We start from the raw sequence: 22,276 nt of genomic DNA, 5'->3' as shown, positions 1-22,276 counted from the left end.
AATAATGAGTGAATGTCAAAATTGCCATGTTTGTGATGATGCAGATGAGATTCTTCATAATTTTATATGCAGTTTAAATAATGTTGAAACATCAGAGCATAGAGTAGAAAGTCAAAAGAACAAATGTAAATTTGGAAAAGAGGGTGTATGCTGCAAGCTCTGTGCCAATGGACCATGTAGAATAACACCAAAGTCACCAAGAGGTATTTGTGGTGCGGATGCTGATACAATAGTTGCTAGGAATTTTTTAAGAGCAGTTGCAGCTGGGACTGCTTGTTATCTTCACGTAGTTGAAACTACAGCGAGAAACTTAAAGTCCATAGGTGAGAATAATGAAATTATAAGGGGAAAATATACACTTAATAAACTTGCAGATATGTTTAAAATAAAAGAAGTGGATGAACATAAAAAGGCAGTTAAAATAGCAGATGCGGTAATAGGAGATTTATATAAACCAAGATTTGAGAAGACAGAGCTTATAGATAAAATAGCGTATACTCCTAGATTAAAGAAGTGGACTGACCTTAATATTCTTCCAGGTGGTGCTAAGTCGGAAGTTTTTGATGCTATAGTTAAAACTTCAACAAATTTAAATAGTGATCCTGTAGACATGATTGTAAATTGTCTTACACTTGGAATATCAACTGGTTTATATGGCCTTACATTAACAAACTTACTGAATGATGTCATACTGGGTGAACCAGCAATAAGGCAGGCAAAGGTCGGATTTAAGGTAGTAGACCCAGATTATATAAATATAATGATAACAGGACATCAACATTCAATAATAGAGCATCTACAGCAGAGATTAATTGACAAAGATGCAACTGAGATGGCAAACAAGTTAGGCGCTAAGGGCTTTAGAATAGTTGGATGTACATGTGTAGGTCAGGATCTCCAGCTTAGAGGGGAACATTATAAAGAAGTATTCTCAGGACATGCGGGAAATAACTTTACAAGTGAAGCTTTAATGGCTACAGGAGGAATAGATCTTGTTTTGTCTGAATTTAACTGCACTCTTCCAGGAATTGAACCAATTGCAGATAAATTTGAAGTGAAAATGATATGTGTTGATGATGTAGCTAAAAAGAAAAATGCAGAATTTGTAAGATACAGTTACGAAGAAAGAGAAGACATATCCAACCACATAATAGATGAAGCACTTAAAAGCTATAAAAATAGAAGAAAAAATATAACCATTAATATACCTAAGAACCATGGATATGATGATGTTGTTACAGGAGTAAGTGAAAAATCGCTTAAGGATTTTCTTGGAGGAACATGGAAGCCACTTGTTGATTTGATTGCTTCTGGAAAAATAAAAGGGGTAGCAGGTGTTGTTGGATGTTCAAATCTTACAGCTAAAGGCCATGATGTATTTACTGTAGAACTTACAAAAGAACTTATAAAAAGAAATATTATTGTATTATCAGCTGGATGCTCCAGTGGGGGACTTGAAAATGTAGGTCTTATGTCTCCATCAGCTGCTGAACTTGCAGGTGATAGTTTGAAAGAAGTATGTAAGTCATTAGGTATTCCTCCGGTACTAAATTTTGGACCATGTCTTGCTATAGGGAGACTTGAAATTGTGGCAAAGGAACTTGCAGAGTATTTAGAAATAGATATTCCTCAGCTACCGCTTGTACTTTCGGCACCACAGTGGCTTGAAGAGCAAGCTTTAGCAGATGGAGCATTTGGACTTTCACTTGGATTGCCACTTCACCTTGCAATTTCTCCTTTTATTGATGGAAGTCCTGTTGTATCAAAGTTATTAGAAGATGATCTTACTAATATAACAGGTGGAAAACTTATAATAGAAGGTGATGTAGTAAAAGCTGCAGATAAGCTTGAGAGTGAAATAATAGATAGAAGGAAAAAGTTGGGGCTTAATTAAAGATAGTTATATAAGTAAAAAAGTATCAGTTATATGGAATTAAATTTCATATAACTGATACTTTTTTTAAAAATACGGCGAATCTTGCAAAAGAATATTGAAAAAATAAGAAATATGATATATATTAACAAAGGGAAAGATATTTTCAATAATTTGGATGTGCTTTAAAAATATAAGCTAGAAAAATATTAACATAAAATTTTCAAAAATACACATTCGGTATGAGAGGAGTACTATAAGTTTATGTCAAAGAAGGTTCTTATTGTTGATGATGCTGCGGTTGTACGTAGGTCCATTAAGCAATTAGTTGAAGATAATGGGTTTGAGGTTGTAGGTGAAGCTGAAAACGGGTCTGCTGGAATTTCGCAGTACAAGAAGTTGAATCCTGATATAGTAACTATGGATATTATGATGGAAGGAATTGATGGTATTGAAGCTGTAAAAAGGATTATTGACTATGATCCAAAAGCTAAAATAGTAATGGTAACAGCAGCGGCTCAAGAAACTATGGTAAGGCAAGCAGTTAAAAATGGTGCACAGTCTTTTATTGCCAAACCCTTTAAACGTACTGATTTGATTAATGCTATGGAAAAGGTTTTAAGGGATTAATTTTTAAGCAGAATTGTGTACATAATATAAATAGATATGAAAGTAAATCACTTGTTTAAATTTTGTAAGTTTCGTAGAAATATCAAAAGCATACTACTTTAAATAATGATTTATTAATTAAACTTGTATAGTTACAATTTAAAGAGAGTGAATTTTGTGGTGATTTAGTATATGAAGTATGAATTTTTACAAGAAGCTTTAAATGAGGCTAAGCTTGCTAAAGTTAACGGAGAAATACCTGTTGGTGCAATTATTGTAAAAGATAATAAAATTATATCTCAGGCACATAATCTTAAAGAAGAATTAAATAACCCATCAGCACATGCTGAAATTATTGCAATAGAAAAAGCAACTAAAAAGCTAAGCAACTGGAGACTTAAAGGTTGTGAGATGTATGTTACTTTAGAGCCATGTCCCATGTGTGCAGCATGTATATGCCAAAGCAGGATAAGCAAGATTTATATAGGAACTTTTGATCCCATATCGGGAGCTTGCGGTTCAGTAGTGAATTTAATACAAAATCAATATTTAAAATATAATACGCAAGTTGAATGGTTATATTCACAAGAGTGCAGCGACATTTTGAAAGAATTTTTTAGGCAAAAGCGATAATTTTAAGATTATTTCAATTGCTCAACTAAAATCTCCTGTAATTTGATTTTTAGCGGTAAGTTTAGTATAATATGTTAGTATTGGAGGGATGTCGGAGTGGTCTAACGTGCATGACTCGAAATCATGTGTGCGGTTCAAACCGCACCGAGGGTTCAAATCCCTCTCCCTCCGCCAAAACAACAACTAAAATTGAAATAATAACGAAATTAAAAATAGATTAGGTGTGGTTTGCAAACCGTACCGAGGGGCGAAAGGTCTAAATGACCTTTTGCGGGTCGCTCGAAGCGAGAAAACAAAAATAATATACGAAACATTTAAGTATAAAGTGCTGTATTAATGATTTTTTAAATTGATATCAGCACTTTTTTTATCTTTCATACCATGTTTTATTTCAACAAGAACCATTTATAATATATTATACTGAAATATAATAAGGGGTAGTATAGTGGTGTTTACTGATAAATGTAGTAGTATCATTTCGATTGTATTCTCATATGTTTTTATAAAAGTACAAGCTATGTAAAGGTATGGATAATTTTATTCGATATATTAAGTATAAAATTATTCAAAACGACATAAAATTCAATGCAAGAATAATTTAGTTGTAAGTCACATAATAAAGTAAATAAAAAGGCAGTAACAATTACAGTATAATTTTAAAAAATATTGAATAATTTAAAAAAAAATGATAGTATTAGTATATGAGGTATAGTAAGGGGTAAATGGGATTTATAAGTATAATAGTCTAATATGGCTAAAAATGTCAATAATCAAGGGTAAAAATAATATATAATAAATAAAATTAATGGGATTGAGAAATATGGGTATAAAAACTTTTGCATTTATCTTAAATTACTATACCTTTTAGTAAATTACTATAAAAAATTTAATATGTACAAGTTAAAATTTTAAGATGTACTATAGTCTTAATTTTTTTTTCTAAAATATTATGCTAAAAGCTGTTTGAGAAGTATGAAAACGTGCATTAAATAGATAGCATTTTTGGATTAAATTTCTTGCTTGACTATTTGAATTCAATCATATATAATGTAATTCGTATCGATTAAATAAGCTTTTAGTAGTATGTCTATGATAACAAGTTGGGTATGTCTAAAAGTGAAACTATGGAGAGATGTCCGAGAGGTTTAAGGAGCACGCCTGGAACGCGTGTGTAGGGGAAACTCTACCGAGGGTTCGAATCCCTCTTTCTCCGCCATTTAATCTTTGCTGTGCTAGACGGGGAGTTAGCGGTGCCTTGTAGCCTGCAATCCGCTATAGCAGGGTCGAATTCCTTGTTTGAGGCTGTAATTTGTAAGGTTCGTCTCATTTCAGTCAATGTTGATAATCGGGTCCCACGCAACGGGAACTCATGAACTCCGTCAGGTCCGGAAGGAAGCAGCGGTAAGTGAAATTTCCCGTGTGCCGTGGATTAATCTGATTTGAGTTGACTAAATGAGTAGCACTTATAAATTACTGTCGATTCAAGGTGCACAGCTTTAATAATATATTGAAATTATAGAGATGCTTTGCGAGCGTCTTTTTTTTGTAGTAAGATATAATTATAAGCTTTGAGAAATGATAATATTTATTGTAAAGAGGGTGTTTTTTTGGCTTATACTGCTTTATACAGAGAATGGAGACCACAAACTTTTAGTGAGGTTGTTGGTCAAGAGCATGTAACAACTACTCTTAAAAATCAAGTTAAAAATAATAGAATAGCGCATGCATATCTTATGTGTGGTACAAGAGGAACGGGAAAGACAACTACAGCTAAAATACTCTCGAAGGCGGTAAATTGTCTTAATCCTCAAGATGGAGAGCCATGCAATGAATGTGAAATGTGTAAAAAAATAAATGCTGGAATTGAAATAGATGTTAGTGAAATAGATGCGGCATCAAATAATAGTGTAGATGATATAAGAAATATAATTGATGATGTTCAGTATCCACCACATGAAGCCAAGTATAAAGTTTATATAATAGATGAAGTACATATGCTTTCGCAGGGAGCTGTTAATGCTTTTCTTAAAACTCTTGAAGAGCCTCCTCAAAATGTAGTTTTTATATTGGCAACTACTGATCCACAAAAACTTCCAGTTACGATACTTTCAAGATGTCAGAGATTTGATTTTACGAGAATAAAAAAAGAAAGTATGATAGATCGATTAAGGGAGATAGTAACTGATAAGGGCATTTTTGCAGATGACAGAAGTTTAAACCTTATAGCTAGAATGTCCGATGGAGCTATGAGAGATGCTGTAAGTATATTAGATCAGGCTATATCAGAGGGAAATGGCAAAGTAGACTATGAAAAGGTTTTGGAAATGCTTGGCATAGTAACAGATGAATATATATTTGAGCTAATGGATCATGTTATTGATAAGGATATAGAAGGTTCAATAAAAATTGTAGATAAAATTGTTCTTCAGGGAAAAGAAATAAATGTATTTATGAAGGATTTTATAGGGCATGTAAGAAACTTAATGATGGTTAAGGTAAGTAAAAAACCTGAAGAAGTAATAGATATATCTGAAGAAAATATGAATTTACTTAGAAAACAATCCTCCAAGATAAGAATAGAAGAAACTATGAGGGATATAAATATACTTCAAGATGCGGAAGAAAAAGCAAGAAGGGGTATGAATAGTAGAATTTATCTTGAAATGGCAATTATAAAGATGTGTAAAATTGAGTATGATACTTCAAGTGAGATAATACTTGCAAGGCTGAATAAGCTGGAGAAGACTATAAGAGAAGGAAATATAGTAGTTAATAAAGATAACGAAGGTAAAAAGAATACAACAAATAGTAAGAGTACTGTAAATGAGCCTAAACTTATTTTAAATAGACCTAAAACTGAAGTTCAGGATACTGAAAAAGAAGAGGAATTTTCGAGTGATTTAGATGTAAGTCTTGATGATGTAAAGAAAATATGGAAAGATGTAATAGACATATTTAAATCAAGACGGAATATGGTTATGGGAGCACATTTAAGTAATGGAAGGCCGGTTTCTTGTAAAAATGGGGTTATTGAAGTGATGTTTACTAAAGAGTATAATTTTAGCAAGCAGCATCTTGAAAAAACTCAAAATAATAAAAAGGTTGAAGAAGTACTTACAGGTATACTGCATGGAAGGGTGAAAGTTGTGTATTCACTTGATCATGAAGAGGGAGGTAAGCAGTCAAGCATAAGTACAGAAGATGAAATAAAGAAAACTTTTGGTGAAGAAAGCGTTGACATTATTGATGAATGATTTAGGAAATGATAAAATATTAGGTACAGAGTTTAACATTAAAGCTGTTTTAATGTAGGGATACTTATATTTTGAGTATGAGATAAAAACTCAAGTACATGTAATATAGAAAAAATAATTTAAATTATATAGGAGGTTTTTTATTATGGCAAGAGGTGGATTCCCAGGAATGGGTGGAGGCAACATGAATAATCTTATAAAGCAGGCACAAAAATTTCAGAAACAAATGCAGGATATGCAAAAGGAAGTAGAGAATAAGGAGTTTACTGCAACTGTTGGCGGCGGCGCAGTAAGTGCAACAGTTACTGGTAAAAAAGAAATAACTAATATAACAATAAAACCAGAGGTAGTAGATCCAGATGATATAGAAATGCTTCAAGATTTAATTTTAAGTGCTTGTAACGAAGCTCTTAAGAAAGCAGAGGATGAAACATCAGGAGAAATGAAAAAGCTTACTGGTGGATTAAACATACCTGGTCTTTAATATAACGACTTAATTAATGAGGTGAATACACATGGAATTCTATCCTGTGGCAATTGAAAAATTAATAGAGGAATTTGCAAAGCTTCCGGGGATAGGCTATAAAACCGCACAGAGACTTACAATGCATGTTTTAAATTTGCCTAAGGAAGAGGTTAACGAATTTGCAGATGCGTTAGTAAAGGCAAGAGGAACTATAAAATATTGTTCTGTATGTGGAAATTATACTGATTCAGATCCATGTGCAATTTGTTCTAATCCTAATAGGGATAAAAGTACTGTTTGTGTTGTGGAGGAGCCCAAGGATATAATAGCTATGGAAAAGGTCAGGGAGTATAATGGCGTTTATCATGTTCTCCATGGAGTAATATCACCAATGCTCGGTAAAGGTCCTGATTCCATAAAACTTCGAGAACTTGTAAGTAGAATGAATGGTAGTGTAAAGGAAGTTATTGTTGCAACTAACCCTAATGTAGATGGAGAAGCTACTGCTATGTATATATCAAAGATATTAAAACCTCTTGGTGTGAAAGTTACAAGAATAGCCCATGGTGTGCCAGTTGGTGGAGATCTTGAATATGCAGATGAGGTAACACTCGCAAAAGCACTTGAAGGAAGAAGAGAAATATAGGAATATAATTCCCAATTTATGGCTATAATTTAATGAGACATAAATTGGGAGGTTTTTTATATGAAGAAGAATATGTCGCACATTAATAATAGTAGCCACCATGTTGATGTAAAAGCTCTTATTCTTGCTATAGAAAGAGCAAGGCAGGAGCTTCAAAATTGCATGGATTACTTCCAAAATGTTAGCAATGAACCTAATCTTATAGATTATGCTATATACAGGGAGGCTGCTGTTAGAGCTAAATACACGTATCTTTTGATGCAAGCTAGAAAATTAGATATAAAAGTTAATGAATATGATGCGTGCAGTGAAAAAATAAGTTCTTAGTAAAGTAAGGGGTGGGGGCAATTTGGAATATATAGGATATTTTCTTGTATCTATAATAGTTATATTTGTAATAGTAAGGCTTTTGGCATGGCCGCTTAAGATGCTAATAAAGTTAATTATAAATGGAGCAATAGGAGCGGTAATGCTTTTTGTTTTAAATATCTTTGGAAAATACATAGGAATCAATATAGGAATAAATGTTGTAACGGCACTTATAGCTGGAGTTTTTGGAGTGCCGGGAGTTATATTTTTGATTATACTGAAAGCCATAATGTAGTGGCTAAGTAAGAACGCGTTGGAACATTAAAAAAATGAAATAAATCGTTCCAACGCATTCTTACTTAGCTTTTTAGGTAGTGCAAGGAAAAAATTCCTCCGTGCCTACGGAATTTTGGGTGTAAATTTTTATGTATTAACCAGCATTTTTGCAGACAAATTAAAATTTTTAAGTCTTTTTATAATTTGGGGCAAGACTTATTGAGTTTTGTTTGAATCGTTTACAAAATATTGTTACTTTACCTAAAAGGAAAACAAGGAATATTTTTCTTCGTTTTTCTACGAATGCTTGTTAATAAATCTAAGATAAAAAAATCATAAAATCCTAAGATATTTCAATAACTCGTATATGGTAAGAGTGCTTTTATATGATTAAGAAGGGTAATTGGCTCCGCCAAAACCTCGCATAATTTAGAGAATGCTACTATTAGGTTAAGAAGGATAATGGGCAAAGCCCAAGCCTCGCATATGATAATTTTGCAATTTCTTTACCAAGACTTATCAATTGCACTTAGAAGTTTTTTAACTCCAATTTTTATATCTTCACTTTTACAGCTTGCAATGCTTATACTTAAAATCTCATTATTAAAATAGTCTTTTAAATATTCTCCTTTCATGTTCTTAATACGTATATCACTTTTACTGCATTTATTCATTAAGCTCATCATATTGATAGGTTTTAAGAATTCTAGGCAACCATAAAAGCCTGTATCTGGAATGTGAAGCCTTATATTCGCAAGATTACCTTTTAAAATTTCATTTTTTAATGTTTTCATTCTATCCTCATATACTTTTCTTAGTCTTTTCCTATTTGCTTTAAACATGCCGTTTTTGATGTAAATTTCAAGTGCTCCCTGTGAAAGCACTGCCGTATTTAAATCCATCCACTCTTTATATTCTAAAAATGTATTTCTAAGGACTTTAGGAAGTACTACTGCTGCAACCCTAAGTCCAGGCAGAAATATTTTAGAAAAACTCTTTACGTACACTGTCCTTCCAGAAACATCGCTGTAATACATAGGATATTCATTATTTCTAATTTCTAAATCTCCTAAATAATCATCCTCAATTATATAAACATCATATTTTTGTGCCAATTTGAAAATATGTTTCTTTTCTTCGTTTGAATAGCTTAATCCAAGTGGATTGCTGAATCTTGGCATTGTGTAAAAGCACTTTACATTGCCAAATGCAAATTTTCTCTCAAGGTCATCAAAATCTAGGCCGTCAAAGTTTCTATCTATTCCAATTACAGGAGTTTCACTTATTTCAACGGATTTTAATGCCCCTCTATAGGTTGGCTGCTCAACAAGTACATTTTTCTTTCCATTTGGGAAAGGCATGCTGCAAAGTATATTTATTGCCTGTTGAGAACCTGAAGTTATATATATGTCCTCCTCACTACAAAAAATCTGGTAATCCTCAAAATATTCTTTTAAAGTGCGGCAAAGTGCTTCTAATCCCTTTGGAGATGAATAATTAAAAAGGGTAACTTTATATGCATCTATAGCTTGATTTATACAATGCTGAAAATTTTCATAGAAAAGTATACTTTCGTCCGGTGCTCCTGAAGAAAAATTAATTATTTTATTTAATTCCATATGTACTTTCTTTTTATCAACAAGATAATATCCACTTTGAGGTATTGAATATACAACATGAGAATTTTGAAGATTCTCATATGCATGAACAACTGTTTGTTTGCTGCATTGAAATTTTTCTGAAAGCTCCCTTATAGTTGGCAATTTCTCACCGCACTTAAGATTTCCATTTAATATTTCTTCGTTTATATAATCAACTATTTTGTGATATTTACTCATATACTTTCTCCTTTTGTACTAGTACAATATGAAATTTCCATTATTGAATTAGATATTCGTGTATTTTACACTATAATTGTACCATAAATTTATTATAAAGGAGAGACAGTCGATGTTTGTAATAATTTTAAAATATAAAAAATCAATTGAAGAGGTTATGAAAAATTTAGATGCACATATAACATTTTTAAATAAATACTACGCACAAAATAAATTTGTATGTTCTGGAAGGCAAGAGCCAAGAACTGGTGGCATAATAATCTGCAAAGCTAAAAATAAATCCAAAGTAAACTCTATAATTTTAGAAGATCCCTTTTATAAAAATGGCATAGCTGGATATGAAATAATTGAATTTGTACCAACTAATTATGCAAATGGCTTTGAAAAGTTTATATAGGAGACTTTAATATGATAAGAAGTATGAAATTTAAAGATATTGAACAAATAAAAGAAATAGACAAGTTGTGCTTTAAAGCTGAAGCCAAAAGAAGAACTAATGGAATTGAAGGATATATTGAATCAAGCAATAATGCTAGTATTGTTTGCGAGTTAGATAACAAGATTGTTGGTTACAATTTTATTCACCTTTGGGGAACTTTTGGGTGGTTTGGGCCATTTGGTGTTCATCCAGACTATCAAAAGAAAGGCATTGGAAAAGCTTTAATAGAACACACAATAAAAATGCTAAAGGAAGACTACAAAGTATCCACCATAGGGCTTATCACTATGCCAGAATCAAGCTATAATGTTGGCTTTTACATGAACATGGGTTTTACTCCACTTAAGCTAACACTAAGTTTAAAAAAAGGTTTTGATAATTTAGATTTTTCACCTATTTTAAATGGTTATAGTGTAAATGAAGTAAATATAAAAAGCGATATTGATTATTTAAATTTAAAAAACAACTTAAAAACTATATCTGGTAAAGTATTTAAGGGTTTTGATTCAACTTCCGAACTTTACCTTATAAAAAATAAAGATTTTGGAATTGCTTTTGAATTAAAAGTTAATAATACTGTTCATGGAATTGCAATATGCCATACAAAATCTATTAGAGAAGAAGCTGATAAAAATTTACAGATAAGATTAGCCGTTATAGATAGCAGCATAAATTATAAAATGGCTATAGATTCTATTGTAGTGGCTTGCGCAAATTATGCTAAAGATATTGGCTATAAAAATATATTAATTGACTGTAACACTTATAATTTAGAAATATGCAATTATCTAATTTCAAAACATAATTTTAAAATATATCATAATCTTGTAATGCTGATAATGGGAAATGACAATCCTTTTAATAGCAAAGGTGCACTAGTACTTACGAGATTGGGTGGATAATTTGTTTACTGAAAGAACGATTTAAAAGAATTCTAATAAATCTTGGTAAAAAAATCATAAAATACTTAGATATTTCAATTTGTTTGACCGATAGGGAGTTATTGAAATGCATTAGGATTTTATAATTTTTTTACCTTAGATTTATTAAATTTTTTTAATGTTCATTCAGCATTGTTACTTCACCTTATCTACAAAAACATCTGATAAAGTGCCAATATAAGTATTATTATACCTGATATAAGTTCTCCATAATCGCCAAATAACTTAGAAAAATATTTACTTCCCAGGAAATATCCAATGGGGATTGAAATTATACTGAAGATAAAAATCGAAATTGAGGCTTCGTATATGTTAATTCCTGCGATACTAGCGCCGATGCCAATACCTACATTATTTAGTGAGAGTGCAAATCCTAAAGTTATAGATTCTTTAATATCAATGTTTCCGGAATTATCAACGTCTGCTCTTTCAGGGTTTTCTAATAAGCTGTTATTATTTTTATTAGAGGACTTTTTTTTACCTTTAGATTTTCTTATAAAGAAACCTAGTATATAGTACAAACCCATTATTAGAAGTATACAACTTCCAAGTATATTTGATACATATTTAGGTAGGAAGCGGCATGCAAACTTTCCAACAGCCATGGAAAATAGTGTAACAAAGAAAGACATTAGTCCTATAATTATATTTATAAAAAGATTTATCTTTAATTTTCTTATTCCATAAGCAATTCCAACGATGAAATTATCTACATTTATTATTATAGCAAAAGCTAATATTTCAACTATATTCATATGACCTCCCTTAGGGTTATCCATAGGAAGATAATCCATTAGTAGTGGTTCATAATATAATATTCATGGATGGGTATCGTTGTTACCATGTAAAATACGAAAAGATTTAAAATACCGTTGACATATGTAGAAAATTAATTTATATTATAAGTGTACTAATTGAATTAATACACTTAACACAGTAAGAAGGTGAAAGATTGATTAATATAGATAACAAAAGCAGCATTCCGATATATCAGCAGATTGTGGATGAAATTAAAGAACAGGTTATAAAAGGAATATTACAGGGTGGAGATAAGTTACCTTCGGTTAGGGAAATGGCAAGTATTATAACTGCCAATCCCAATACAATAAGTAGGGCTTATAGTGAGCTTGAAAGACAAAATGTAATTGAAACAATAAGAGGAAGAGGTACTTATGTAACTGTGGATTATAAACCCGTCATGGAAAAGGAAAGACTTGAGAGCTTAAAAGGTAATATAAAGAAAATAATAGTAGAAGCGAAGTATATGGGAATTTCAAAGAAAAAAATATTAAAAATAGTTGAGAATACTTATGAAGATATAGATAAGCTTAATAAAAATGATTAGGAGGAGATAGTGTGGTAAGCATAAAAAATGTAAGTAAAAAAATTGGAAATAAGGAAATACTTAAAAATATAAATATTGAAGTTCAAAAAGGCAATATTTTTGGATTAATAGGACCGAATGGAGCGGGGAAAACAACACTTATAAAATGTCTTACAGGTATATATAAGGTTAATAGCGGACAAATAACTATTTTAGGACAGAATGTATTTGAAAATGTTGATGTAAAAAAGCATATAGGATATGTTGCAGATCAAAATGATTATTTTATTTATTTTGATATTAAAAATTTAATTAAATTCTATAAAATTACATATGAAAGCTTTGATATGGATAGATTTAACTCATTGAATAAAGTCTTTAAAATTCCTATAAATACTTCTGTGAAAAAACTTTCAAAGGGTATGAAGATGAAATTAGCGCTAATGTTGAACTTAAGTATAATGCCAGAAGTACTTGTGCTTGATGAACCTACAGGGGGGTTAGATCCTATAGCTAAAAAGCAGTCTATAAATATTATTTTAGATGAGGTTGCAAGCAGGGGAACTACGGTATTTATATCTTCTCACAATTTAAATAATCTTGAAAGAATGTGCGACAGTGTTGGAATACTTATTGATGGTGAAATGAAATATAAGAACTCTGTAGAAGAGATGAAAAAAACTATAAGAAAAATTCAGGTTGTATTTAAGGATAAAGCTCCAGAAAGCATGAGTAAATGGGGTAATGTGATTAAGGTTGAAAAAGTTGGGCGTGTATATAATATAATAACTGATAAATACGATGATAACTTTATAAAAAGGCTTGATGAAAGTGAAATTTCTTTTAAAGAGGAAATAGGCATGAGCCTTGAGGACATGTTCATATATTCTGTGGGAGGTGGACAGGAGTATGAAGAAATACTTAAATAAGGCTCTTTTATATAAGGAGTGGAAAAATATATGGTGGTTTATTTTGCCACTTACTCTATTAAACATAAAGGCTTTAAAGATGAGTAGTATAGTAGATTATGCAAAAAAATATCGTGGAAATTACTATGAGGGAATACAAATATTTTTTGGTTTTGACTGCAATTCACAAATATATGCTTTTGTACTTGTAATTATAATTATGTCATATTTTATTATTAGCCGTGATAGATTGGGCTCAGTAAAAAATCTTTTAAATTATATGCCCTTTAATAAAAACGAAAGAATGTTTGCAAAGGTTATAGTTGGAATAGGAATTATATTTATTGCTGGCATTGTGGGAGTTTTAATAAATTCTATTACCTTTTTTGGTAATTACATGTATTTAGAGAGGATTATTAAATTAAAATATATCATTGGCTTTTTTATTATAACTTTTTTGGTGCTTTCTATAGAATACATTATTTTAATAGGTATACAGTGTTTATGTAAAAATGGCGCTTTTGCTGCACTTTTAGGTGTGTCTGTAATCAAATTTCCATCTTCTATAGAGATTATTATAGATGCTGTAACTGTTAAAAAATTTGGAGAAGGTGCAGCTAATACGGCAGATAAATTTATAGATAATCTGTACATATTAAATTATTTTAAAATACATGCAAGAACCCAAAGTATCGGAGGTAAAGTCTATTTGCTTTCAGAAGAAATAGTGCCTAATATTATAAAACTTATAATATTTTTAATTATAGTGGGAATTATTCTTATTCATATAATTAAAAAATTAGATATAAATGAAAACGTAATGTTTAAAACAACGATTAAAAAGGAAATAGTATTTAGAATATTTTCTTCAATATTTATAGGATTTTTTGCGGCAGATGGAATGTCAAGATTAATAGGTTATGATATTGTGATGTATATTTTTATATTAAATATGATTTTTATAATAGCATGCTATTTTGCCTATGGGTGTATTGATAAGTTTATAAAATTAAGCAGATATGGATGGGGTGAATAATATGAAAAATTTACTCAAAAAAGAATGGGTTTATGTAAGATGGCTTATTTTGATAAATATTTTTTTATTAATAATTTCATCTTCTCAAATTTTTGCAAGTTATTTGAGCCAGATTAATTTCTTTATAAGTTCAAATAATAAAAATATGAAAAAGTTTGCCTTAGATCCACACTTTCATATACAGAATTATTTTGGCGAAAAAATGACTTTAATTATTATAGCGGTGGTATTTTTCTCAGTGTTTATTATCATGGCTGCAGATTATTTAAATGGAGGCCGTGAGAGACTTATTTCTATGTCATATACTAGGAAACAAATAATAGAAAGTAAGTGGATTATGGCAGCTATTTCAGTAGTTATTCCTTTGATTATAGACTACTGCTTTATATTTGGCATATATTTTATAAATTATAGTATTTTGAATTCAATTAATAGATATAGATTTATGCTAGAGTGGATGGTGTTAAATGTATTAACGTGTATATTTATCATTACATTTATTATGTTTATTCAATCACTTCATGGAAATAATATAGCGGGTGTGATTACAAGTGTCATTCTATTATTTTTATGGAAAAATGGAGAAGAGCTTTTGAGAGAATTTTTGAATTTGTATGGCATTAAATTTAGCTATTCACATGAAGTTTATATGGTTGCCTATTATAATAATATGAATAATATGACCTTGAAACCTATTGTAAGAATTTTAGTGTTAATTACTTTCTCAATGCTAGTTTTCTTTATCATGGTTAAGATTTTTGAAAATATTCCATTAGAAAATAAGTATAATTTAAGTATGTATAAACCATTTACATATGTTTTAAGGATAATTTTTGTTATAGTCATTACAATGATGGCAATGACTATAATTTTTCAATATCCTAATCAGAGCAAGATCTTATTGTATATAGTCACATCAATAGCAATTGCAGGATTATCAATATATGGTTCTGTCAGAATAATTAAATAGGAAAATTTCACTAAATAGTTATTGTAAAATTGTCGCCTTTGTTATATTATATATATAACAAAGGCGACTTTGCTGTAAATTAAGGAAAATTTAAGAATTACATAAGTATTATTTTAAGTTTTTAATATATTATTTTAATGTACCGTAAAAAGTCTTGAATGAAACTACATGCATGAAAGCTATAGTTTTATATAAATACAAATAAGGAGGGTAAAATATGGCAGTAGTCCTTGAAGTTAAAGACGTAAAAAAGCGCTTAGGCAAAAGAGAGATAATAAGAGGAATGAGTTTTTCTGTAGATGAAGGACAAATTTTTGGATTCTTGGGACCTAATGGTGCAGGTAAGACAACAACGATAAGAATGCTGGTTGGACTTATTAAACCGAATTCAGGAAGTATAAAAATAATGGGACATGATATTCAAACTGAGAAGGAAAAGGCTCTTAGCAATGTTGGATGCATAGTTGAAAATCCTGATATGTATGGTTTTCTCACTGGAAGGGAAAATCTTATTCAGTATGCAAAGATGTATGGAAATGTAACAAAAGAGAGAATAGATGAAGTTGCGGATATAATTGGACTTAAGGATAGAATTAATGACAAAGTAAAAAAATATTCTCTTGGAATGAAGCAGAGACTTGGGCTTGGTCAGGCTCTTTTAGTAAAACCTAAGCTTTTAATACTTGATGAGCCTACAAATGGTCTTGATCCTGTTGGAATTATGGATTTTAGAAGGATAATAAGACAAATGGCTCATGAAAATAAGTCTGCTGTTTTTATTTCGTCGCATATACTTGCTGAAATACAGCAGGTCTGTGATACTGTTGCTTTTATAAATGGTGGGGAAATAAAATCAGTAGAAAGTACAAAAGAAAGTGCAGGCAAGGGCAGCAAGGAAAAGTTTGATATAGTTACAAGTAATATAGATTTAGCCATTGAAATTTTATCGAAGTTGCCATTTGTATATGATGTAGAAAAGAATGAAAATAGTGTTTCAGTAGAAATAGATTTTGGAACTTCTCCTAAGGTAATAGAAGAACTTATGAAGCAAAATGTTGAAGTCATTGAATTTTATAAAGAACATAAAACCCTTGAGGATAGGTTTATGCAAATAGTAGAAGGAGGGGAGGAGAAAGATGTGGGGTCTAATAAGTAATGAGCTTTATAAAATAATAAAAAGAAAAAAGTTTTGGATAACTTTTATAGTATTTTTGGCTATTTTCATGGCATATTCTGTTTTACAGTACTCAAATTCAAAAAAATACAGTGAACCTAAACAGAGAATTGCAATGTATAAAGCGGGGATAAAATCTTATAAAAGTGAGCTCAAAAGTGCAAGTGTTAAAGCTGATCAGCGAAAGAAGATAAAGCAATCTATTAAGGAAGATGAAAAAAACATAAAGGATTTGCAAAAGCAAGAATCAGAAAAAGATTTAAACTGGCAAATGAGACTTAATAAGGATTTGAGGGATAAAAAGCATGCACTTATGAAAGCTAAAGGCAAAGGAAAAAATGAAGATATTGAAAAAGCCAATATGGATGTTATGACGGCTCAATACTATGTTGATAATAATATTAATATTTATAATAAAGCTGGTGATAATGCTTTAGAGGGTTTTCTAGATTCAAAAGCATTTGTACAAATCATTGTGCTGTTTATTATAATTGCAGTAGTAACTTCAGATATAGTGAGCTTTGAGTATTCAAGTGTAACTATTAAAATGCTATTAGCAAAGCCTGCATCTAGATTTAAAATATTACTTTCAAAGTTTATTGCAATTTTGGGTGCAAATGTATTTCTTGTAATGGTGCCTCAGATAATAACTTATTTTGTTTTATCGTTTATGGATGGTTTCCCTAATCTTTCAGAGGTAATGACAGTAGGAACTCTCTATCAGTATGACCCATCTGTAGTTTTATCAAATGGTGAGACTGGAATTTCTCCGGTACTGGGATCTTCATATATTATATCTACAGGAAAATATTTAATTTATATGGCAGGATTGGATCTACTATTTATATTAGGTTGTGTTTCTATATGCTTTTTAATTTCTACTCTCATAAAGAATTCTGCTGTAACTATAGGAGTAAGCGTAGGGATAGGACTTGTTATGTCAATAATAGGCATAATGACGCTAAGTGGAGCTATTCCAAAAGCTTTATCTAAAATAACACCATATCTTATTATGACATATTCATCTACGGATTTGATTTTATCAGGACTTATGGCGAAAAGAGCAAACAATCCTATGATAACAGTGAGTATGGGAATAGGTGTATTTATAGTTTATACAGTAGTATGTTTTGGAATATCTGCTTTTGTATTTTCTAAAAGAGATGTACTTGCCTAATTTTTTAAGAGAGGAGGGAATAAATTGTATAGACTTATAACAAATGAGCTTCAAAAAATATTTAAAAGAAGAAAAGTTTTGGTTGTAAGTATAGTATTTATAGCTATTATACTTTTATTTTCAATAGTTCAATATAAAGCTTCACATAAAACTCCAGCACAAACTATAACTGAAAATGAAAAGAATATATCTGCACTAAAGAGCTATATGTCATATCAGGATGCTAATGGTCAAAAAAGTATTAAGGAAAATATCGCACAGTATAAGGAACAGATCCGTAAGTCATACCGTGCAGAGGATCTTGGAAAATTAAACTGGAAGGACAGAATAGAGAAGCAAATAAGTGATGATGAAAAAAAGAAGAACTCCTCGGATATAGCAGGAGATAACACAAAAATAGAACAGGTTAATGAGGAAATTTTAGCTAAAAAATATGCGCTTAAAAACAATATATCTGATGTATCAAACGATTATGATGAAAAGGCTATAGACGTGTTTGATGAGATGATATCAGTTATTTCGCTCATTATTTTGCCAGTAATAATATGTATAATATCTCTTGATGTAGTGTCTGGTGAGTGTGCGCCGCCTACAATGAAAATGCTTTTAACCAAGCCTTTTTCTAGGGGTAAAATACTGTTTTCAAAATTTGCAGCATCATCTATTGCAAGTGTCATAGCCATAGCTTGTTCGGAATTAATATCTCTTATAATACTTGGATTTGTGGTGGGATTCGGCAAAATTAATGCACCTATGACGCTTGGAACCAGGTATGAATTTAATGCAAGTAAAGTATTGGCAGGGAACTGGCACGATGTTGAGGCTGTTCTCGGAAGTTCTTATGTAATGCCTCAGTGGAAGTTTATTATTGAGATGTTTGCACTGCAAATACTTTTTATAATATGTTTTACAAGTATTTGCATGTTAATATCAGTAATTGCAAATAGCAATACTTTATCTATGACTTCAGGAATAGTTATTGCTGTTATTATAAGTTTTATCATTATAAAAGTAACGGCTGGTGATGGAAGTGCAGCTGGAGATGTGCCTTTTAGGAGGATAGCTCCATATTTAATAAATACTTATTCTTCACCAGGATTTTTACTAAGTGGAGATTTAGCAAATCAGATTAAAAATCCAGATATTTCAGTTAGCCTCGGAATAGCTGTTAATTTAATTACAGGGGCTGTAAGTTATATAATAGCTCATATTTGGTTCACAAAAAAGGATATGCTAGTATAAATAAATTTAGGAAGAGAGGAATTAATTATGAAGAGAAGTAAATTGATAATTTCCGTTGCACTTGCAGGAGTTATGTCTCTTGCTGTAGGATGCGGCAGCGGTTCATCAAATAATGGCAATAAGGGAAAAGCTAAAAAGGATGCCAATGCAATACAGATAACTGGAACTGTAAAATCAAAGAATGTAGAGAATATTTCACTTGGAATGTCTCAGGACATATCAATAAGTGTGTCTGATGTACATGTTAAATCAGGGCAGGAAGTTAGGAAAAACGATAAGTTAGTAGATTTAGATTTAAGTGATTATAACTCTAATATAAATAAAATCCAAAATGAAATTGATGCTGAAAATATAAAAAAGGATAAAATGCCAGATCAAGATCAAAAAGATATGGAGCAAAAAACCATTGATGGCTACAATGATGAGATTAACTCTATAAAGAGCAAATTAAATAAAAGTTATATAAGTGGGAGTTCTATAATATGTGATATGGACGATGCTGTAGTTACAAATGTAGGGTATTCAAAAGGAGATATACTAAGCCCAGAAAAAAATGTTATAACTGTACAAGATTTAAAAGACCTTGAGGTTATGGCAAAGGTGCCTGAGGAAAATATAAACGATATAAAAGACGGTCAGAATGTTACTATATCAACTCAGTCTTATTCTGGAAAATCGTATAAAGGTAAGGTAACTTATGTAGGGAAAAGTGTAGTATCTAGCAGCAGCAATGGCAGCAGCAGTTCTTCTGTAAGCTCAAGCTCAGATGATGATGATTCGTATATTCCGGTAGAGGTTTCAATAGATGACAATGACGGAAAATTACTACCTAATTCTTCAGTGGATTTAAGTATAAGCAGAAAATAAAGGTAATTATACGTATTTTAAAACATTAAATAAACTTCATAAGCCTAAGCTTTAAATTATAAAAATACTAAGAAATTTTAATAACTCACTATCGTTCAGACAGATTAAAATTTTTAAGTCTTTTTATAATTTAAAGCAAGGCTTATTGAAGTTTATTTAAATTGTTTATAAAATACATATAATTACCTTAAAGTAAAAGAACAATGATAGCTTTCCTACGATTCTCTACGGAAAGCTTTAAATTATTATCTTGCTTAAATTTTGTCTGGTATAACAAAGAGATTAGGTAGCATTTAGTAAAGAAGAATAATGGGCTTTATTCAAACCTCAGCCAAGCCCAAATTATAAAAATACTAAGAAATTTTAATAACTCACTATCGTTCAGACAGATTAAAATTTCTAAGTCTTTTTATAATTTAAAGCAGGGCTTATTGAATTTTATTTAAATTGTTTCTAAAATACGGTTATTCCTTTAGTTATTATGTGATAGCTTTGAACGTTTTGTGTATTTCTTGCCATTACTTCTTGAACCGACTTTCTCACCATCTTTAATTCCTATATCATCGCCTGATTTTGGAAACATTTTTCTAAGGTCAGCATTTGATTTTTCTCTATCTCTCATTCTATTTTTATTATTATCCATAAATAAATTCTCCTTTATATAGTTTTCTATAATTAATTTAACCTTTTCTACAAAATAGTATACAAAATGCTGGTGGAATATAATGTAAAATGAAAGTCTGTGTATAAAGTGAAAGTATTAACAATAATGTTGACAGGTGGTTTACAATAACTTATATATGTTGTATAAATAAACTATAAAAATGTCAATATATTGTGGTGTTGATAATGTGGATAAGTTGTGCACAGGTTTTTTGTCACTTAGCATATAAAAATAGGCTGTTTGAGGTGTTCTGTTGAAAAGCACACTACTTATCCACAAACTTATGTTCATAAGTCGGCAAAAATGTGGATAACATACAATTATATTAAGTTGTAATAAATAATTTTGTGGATTAGTATTAAGAGGTGAAATAAAATGATGATAGAAAATGCTGTAGTAAAAGCTAAATTTGTGAAAAGACCTAATAGATTTGTAGCATATGTAATGCTCAATAATCAAGAAATAATGGTACACGTGCCGAATACGGGAAGATGCCGCGAAATACTAATTCCAGACTGTACTGTTGTACTTAGAGAAGGCAGTAATCCTGATAGAAAAACTAAGTATGATCTCATAGGAGCATATAAGGGTGATAAATTTATTAACATTGATTCGCAAATACCAAATAAGGTAGTGGAAGAGGCACTTAGAAATAAGAAAATACCTAATTTGACAAAGTACAATACTATAATGCGCGAAAAAACCTTTGGAAATAGCAGATTTGACTTTAGACTAGAAAATGATAGCGAAGTGTATTTTCTTGAGGTAAAGGGTGTAACGCTTGAGGATAAAGGATTTGCGAGATTTCCGGATGCTCCAACTGAAAGAGGAAGTAAGCATTTGAATGAGCTTGTAGAAGCCAAAAAAGCAGGATATGGAGCAGGTGTATTATTTTTAATACAAATGGATAATATAAAGGAATTTACACCTAACGATGAGATGGATGAGAACTTTGGTATTGCAGTTAGAAATGCAGCTTCTAATGGAGTAGATATAATGGCATATGAGTGTTATGTTAGGGAAGACAGTATTACATTGAAGAAATTTGTTAAAATAGTACTTTAAACTTTTTTATCTGTAAACTATAATTGTCTTATTGAAATAGGATTTGGAGGATTTGTTATGCAATACGAATATTGTCCTGTGTGTGGAAAAAAGCTTAAAAAAAAGTATAGCTTTGATGAGGGAGAGGTACCTTACTGTGAATACGATGATATTATGTTTTTTGACACGCCAAAACCATGTATAATAGTTGCTGTTATTAGAGAAAACTATATTTTGCTTTTGGAACAAAATTATACTTTTAAAGATTCAAAAGTTCTAGTATCAGGTTATGTCAAAAATGGAGAAACAATAGAGGAAACAGTGATTAGAGAAGTTAAAGAGGAAGTCGGAATTGACGTAAAGAAACCAGAGTATTTGGGAAGCTATTATCTTGATTCAAAGGAAATAATAATGATAACTTTTATGGCGGAGTATTCTAGTGGGGAAATAACAAAATCCAGCGAAGTTGATGGTGCATATTGGGTAAGTATGAAGAATGTACTTCATGAGATGAATGAAGACAAGATAGGTAAAGCTGTGGTTAAAAAAGTGTTTAAGAGAATAGGTTATAATAAATAGAGGTTTT

Annotated in this window: 23 protein-coding genes, 2 tRNA genes and 1 other RNA gene; 23 read left to right on the top strand and 3 right to left on the bottom strand. The window is 30.7% G+C overall.

What is annotated here, in order from left to right; translation table 11 throughout:
• Positions 1 to 4 precede the first annotated feature (4 nt).
• The 11 genes from cooS to BEE63_RS09440 all read left to right on the top strand — a co-directional run bounded on the left by cooS (position 5) and on the right by BEE63_RS09440 (position 8,085).
• The gene (gene cooS / locus BEE63_RS09490) at positions 5 to 1,894 is read left to right on the top strand and encodes an anaerobic carbon-monoxide dehydrogenase catalytic subunit (RefSeq protein ID WP_066021153.1); all 1,890 of its coding nucleotides are present in this window, start codon (positions 5 to 7) and stop codon (positions 1,892 to 1,894) included.
• Between the two features lie 243 nt (positions 1,895 to 2,137).
• A complete protein-coding gene (locus BEE63_RS09485; RefSeq protein ID WP_066021152.1) occupies positions 2,138 to 2,503 on the top strand; it encodes a response regulator in 366 nt (121 codons plus the stop codon).
• 171 nt (positions 2,504 to 2,674) lie between these two features.
• Positions 2,675 to 3,115 (top strand): nucleoside deaminase, encoded by a 441-nt coding sequence (locus BEE63_RS09480; protein WP_066021151.1) that lies wholly within the window; start codon positions 2,675 to 2,677, stop codon positions 3,113 to 3,115.
• 82 nt (positions 3,116 to 3,197) lie between these two features.
• Positions 3,198 to 3,289 (top strand) — tRNA-Ser (locus BEE63_RS09475).
• Positions 3,290 to 4,241: 952 nt separating this feature from the next.
• Positions 4,242 to 4,331: transfer RNA gene (locus tag BEE63_RS09470), tRNA-Ser, on the top strand.
• 11 nt (positions 4,332 to 4,342) lie between these two features.
• Positions 4,343 to 4,609, top strand: an RNA gene (gene ffs / locus BEE63_RS09465) — signal recognition particle sRNA large type.
• A gap of 113 nt (positions 4,610 to 4,722) precedes the next feature.
• Complete coding sequence (gene dnaX / locus BEE63_RS09460) at positions 4,723 to 6,369, top strand: DNA polymerase III subunit gamma/tau (protein ID WP_066021150.1); 1,647 nt, start codon at positions 4,723 to 4,725, stop codon at positions 6,367 to 6,369.
• A gap of 145 nt (positions 6,370 to 6,514) precedes the next feature.
• A complete protein-coding gene (locus tag BEE63_RS09455; protein ID WP_066021149.1) occupies positions 6,515 to 6,853 on the top strand; it encodes a YbaB/EbfC family nucleoid-associated protein in 339 nt (112 codons plus the stop codon).
• A gap of 31 nt (positions 6,854 to 6,884) precedes the next feature.
• On the top strand, positions 6,885 to 7,481 hold the full coding sequence (gene recR, locus BEE63_RS09450) for a recombination mediator RecR (RefSeq protein WP_066021148.1): 597 nt from the start codon (positions 6,885 to 6,887) through the stop codon (positions 7,479 to 7,481).
• Between the two features lie 60 nt (positions 7,482 to 7,541).
• Positions 7,542 to 7,808 carry a DUF2508 family protein gene (locus tag BEE63_RS09445; protein ID WP_066021147.1) on the top strand — a complete coding sequence of 89 codons (267 nt, stop codon included), beginning with the start codon at positions 7,542 to 7,544 and terminating at the stop codon, positions 7,806 to 7,808.
• A gap of 22 nt (positions 7,809 to 7,830) precedes the next feature.
• Complete coding sequence (locus BEE63_RS09440) at positions 7,831 to 8,085, top strand: pro-sigmaK processing inhibitor BofA family protein (protein WP_066021146.1); 255 nt, start codon at positions 7,831 to 7,833, stop codon at positions 8,083 to 8,085.
• A gap of 487 nt (positions 8,086 to 8,572) precedes the next feature.
• Here BEE63_RS09440 and BEE63_RS09435 read toward each other — a convergent pair whose 3' ends face one another.
• A complete protein-coding gene (locus BEE63_RS09435; RefSeq protein ID WP_066021145.1) occupies positions 8,573 to 9,904 on the bottom strand; it encodes a PLP-dependent aminotransferase family protein in 1,332 nt (443 codons plus the stop codon).
• 112 nt (positions 9,905 to 10,016) lie between these two features.
• Between BEE63_RS09435 and BEE63_RS09430 the strand changes: the two genes are divergently transcribed.
• Positions 10,017 to 10,301 (top strand): YciI family protein, encoded by a 285-nt coding sequence (locus tag BEE63_RS09430; protein WP_066021144.1) that lies wholly within the window; start codon positions 10,017 to 10,019, stop codon positions 10,299 to 10,301.
• 11 nt (positions 10,302 to 10,312) lie between these two features.
• On the top strand, positions 10,313 to 11,245 hold the full coding sequence (locus BEE63_RS09425; RefSeq protein ID WP_066021143.1) for a GNAT family N-acetyltransferase: 933 nt from the start codon (positions 10,313 to 10,315) through the stop codon (positions 11,243 to 11,245).
• Between the two features lie 188 nt (positions 11,246 to 11,433).
• Here the strand turns inward: BEE63_RS09425 and ytaF are convergent, their stop codons facing one another.
• Entirely contained in the window at positions 11,434 to 12,039 is a 606-nt protein-coding gene (ytaF, locus tag BEE63_RS09420; protein WP_066021142.1) for a sporulation membrane protein YtaF, read from the bottom strand.
• 197 nt (positions 12,040 to 12,236) lie between these two features.
• Between ytaF and BEE63_RS09415 the strand changes: the two genes are divergently transcribed.
• The 8 genes from BEE63_RS09415 (at position 12,237) to BEE63_RS09380 (ending at position 19,982) form a co-directional block, all read left to right on the top strand.
• Positions 12,237 to 12,629 (top strand): GntR family transcriptional regulator, encoded by a 393-nt coding sequence (locus BEE63_RS09415; RefSeq protein WP_066021141.1) that lies wholly within the window; start codon positions 12,237 to 12,239, stop codon positions 12,627 to 12,629.
• Between the two features lie 11 nt (positions 12,630 to 12,640).
• Positions 12,641 to 13,537 carry an ABC transporter ATP-binding protein gene (locus tag BEE63_RS09410; protein ID WP_066021140.1) on the top strand — a complete coding sequence of 299 codons (897 nt, stop codon included), beginning with the start codon at positions 12,641 to 12,643 and terminating at the stop codon, positions 13,535 to 13,537.
• Positions 13,518 to 14,552, top strand: coding sequence for a hypothetical protein (locus BEE63_RS09405; RefSeq protein WP_066021139.1), 1,035 nt, complete (start codon positions 13,518 to 13,520; stop codon positions 14,550 to 14,552). The genes BEE63_RS09410 and BEE63_RS09405 overlap by 20 nt, the downstream gene beginning before the upstream one ends.
• Before the next feature lies 1 nt (position 14,553).
• Positions 14,554 to 15,522, top strand: coding sequence for a hypothetical protein (locus BEE63_RS09400; protein WP_066021138.1), 969 nt, complete (start codon positions 14,554 to 14,556; stop codon positions 15,520 to 15,522).
• 217 nt (positions 15,523 to 15,739) lie between these two features.
• A complete protein-coding gene (locus BEE63_RS09395) occupies positions 15,740 to 16,678 on the top strand; it encodes an ABC transporter ATP-binding protein (RefSeq protein WP_066021137.1) in 939 nt (312 codons plus the stop codon).
• On the top strand, positions 16,659 to 17,873 hold the full coding sequence (locus BEE63_RS09390) for an ABC transporter permease subunit (RefSeq protein WP_066021136.1): 1,215 nt from the start codon (positions 16,659 to 16,661) through the stop codon (positions 17,871 to 17,873). Before BEE63_RS09395 ends, BEE63_RS09390 begins: the two co-directional genes overlap by 20 nt.
• A gap of 24 nt (positions 17,874 to 17,897) precedes the next feature.
• A complete protein-coding gene (locus BEE63_RS09385) occupies positions 17,898 to 19,115 on the top strand; it encodes an ABC transporter permease (protein WP_066021135.1) in 1,218 nt (405 codons plus the stop codon).
• 27 nt (positions 19,116 to 19,142) lie between these two features.
• A complete protein-coding gene (locus BEE63_RS09380) occupies positions 19,143 to 19,982 on the top strand; it encodes an efflux RND transporter periplasmic adaptor subunit (RefSeq protein ID WP_066021134.1) in 840 nt (279 codons plus the stop codon).
• Between the two features lie 472 nt (positions 19,983 to 20,454).
• On the opposite strand, the gene BEE63_RS21410 is transcribed toward BEE63_RS09380, so the two are convergent.
• Complete coding sequence (locus tag BEE63_RS21410; protein ID WP_100369881.1) at positions 20,455 to 20,625, bottom strand: hypothetical protein; 171 nt, start codon at positions 20,623 to 20,625, stop codon at positions 20,455 to 20,457.
• Positions 20,626 to 21,021: 396 nt separating this feature from the next.
• Between BEE63_RS21410 and sfsA the strand changes: the two genes are divergently transcribed.
• On the top strand, positions 21,022 to 21,711 hold the full coding sequence (gene sfsA, locus BEE63_RS09375) for a DNA/RNA nuclease SfsA (protein ID WP_066021133.1): 690 nt from the start codon (positions 21,022 to 21,024) through the stop codon (positions 21,709 to 21,711).
• A 57-nt stretch (positions 21,712 to 21,768) separates the two neighbouring features.
• The gene (locus BEE63_RS09370; RefSeq protein WP_066021132.1) at positions 21,769 to 22,269 is read left to right on the top strand and encodes an NAD(+) diphosphatase; all 501 of its coding nucleotides are present in this window, start codon (positions 21,769 to 21,771) and stop codon (positions 22,267 to 22,269) included.
• Positions 22,270 to 22,276 lie beyond the last annotated feature (7 nt).

Origin of the sequence: Clostridium pasteurianum (assembly GCF_001705235.1) — a bacterium.
Classification (GTDB): Bacteria; Bacillota; Clostridia; order Clostridiales; family Clostridiaceae; genus Clostridium_S; species Clostridium_S pasteurianum_A.
Note: the sequence above shows the minus strand (reverse complement) of the source record. Positions and strands in the feature narration are given on the sequence as shown.

Bases quoted from the DNA above. Each gene is read 5' to 3' on its own strand.
- BEE63_RS09445 (WP_066021147.1), top strand. From the start codon at position 7,542: ATGAAGAAGAATATGTCGCACATTAATAATAGTAGCCACCATGTTGAT.
- BEE63_RS09370 (WP_066021132.1), top strand. From the start codon at position 21,769: ATGCAATACGAATATTGTCCTGTGTGTGGAAAAAAGCTTAAAAAAAAG.
- BEE63_RS21410 (WP_100369881.1), bottom strand. From the start codon at position 20,625: ATGGATAATAATAAAAATAGAATGAGAGATAGAGAAAAATCAAATGCT.
- BEE63_RS09425 (WP_066021143.1), top strand. From the start codon at position 10,313: ATGATAAGAAGTATGAAATTTAAAGATATTGAACAAATAAAAGAAATA.
- BEE63_RS09485 (WP_066021152.1), top strand. From the start codon at position 2,138: ATGTCAAAGAAGGTTCTTATTGTTGATGATGCTGCGGTTGTACGTAGG.
- recR (WP_066021148.1), top strand. From the start codon at position 6,885: ATGGAATTCTATCCTGTGGCAATTGAAAAATTAATAGAGGAATTTGCA.
- BEE63_RS09405 (WP_066021139.1), top strand. From the start codon at position 13,518: ATGAAGAAATACTTAAATAAGGCTCTTTTATATAAGGAGTGGAAAAAT.
- BEE63_RS09395 (WP_066021137.1), top strand. From the start codon at position 15,740: ATGGCAGTAGTCCTTGAAGTTAAAGACGTAAAAAAGCGCTTAGGCAAA.
- sfsA (WP_066021133.1), top strand. From the start codon at position 21,022: ATGATGATAGAAAATGCTGTAGTAAAAGCTAAATTTGTGAAAAGACCT.
- BEE63_RS09480 (WP_066021151.1), top strand. From the start codon at position 2,675: ATGAAGTATGAATTTTTACAAGAAGCTTTAAATGAGGCTAAGCTTGCT.
- cooS (WP_066021153.1), top strand. From the start codon at position 5: ATGAGTGAATGTCAAAATTGCCATGTTTGTGATGATGCAGATGAGATT.
- BEE63_RS09390 (WP_066021136.1), top strand. From the start codon at position 16,659: ATGTGGGGTCTAATAAGTAATGAGCTTTATAAAATAATAAAAAGAAAA.
- BEE63_RS09430 (WP_066021144.1), top strand. From the start codon at position 10,017: ATGTTTGTAATAATTTTAAAATATAAAAAATCAATTGAAGAGGTTATG.
- BEE63_RS09380 (WP_066021134.1), top strand. From the start codon at position 19,143: ATGAAGAGAAGTAAATTGATAATTTCCGTTGCACTTGCAGGAGTTATG.
- BEE63_RS09455 (WP_066021149.1), top strand. From the start codon at position 6,515: ATGGCAAGAGGTGGATTCCCAGGAATGGGTGGAGGCAACATGAATAAT.
- BEE63_RS09400 (WP_066021138.1), top strand. From the start codon at position 14,554: ATGAAAAATTTACTCAAAAAAGAATGGGTTTATGTAAGATGGCTTATT.
- ytaF (WP_066021142.1), bottom strand. From the start codon at position 12,039: ATGAATATAGTTGAAATATTAGCTTTTGCTATAATAATAAATGTAGAT.
- BEE63_RS09435 (WP_066021145.1), bottom strand. From the start codon at position 9,904: ATGAGTAAATATCACAAAATAGTTGATTATATAAACGAAGAAATATTA.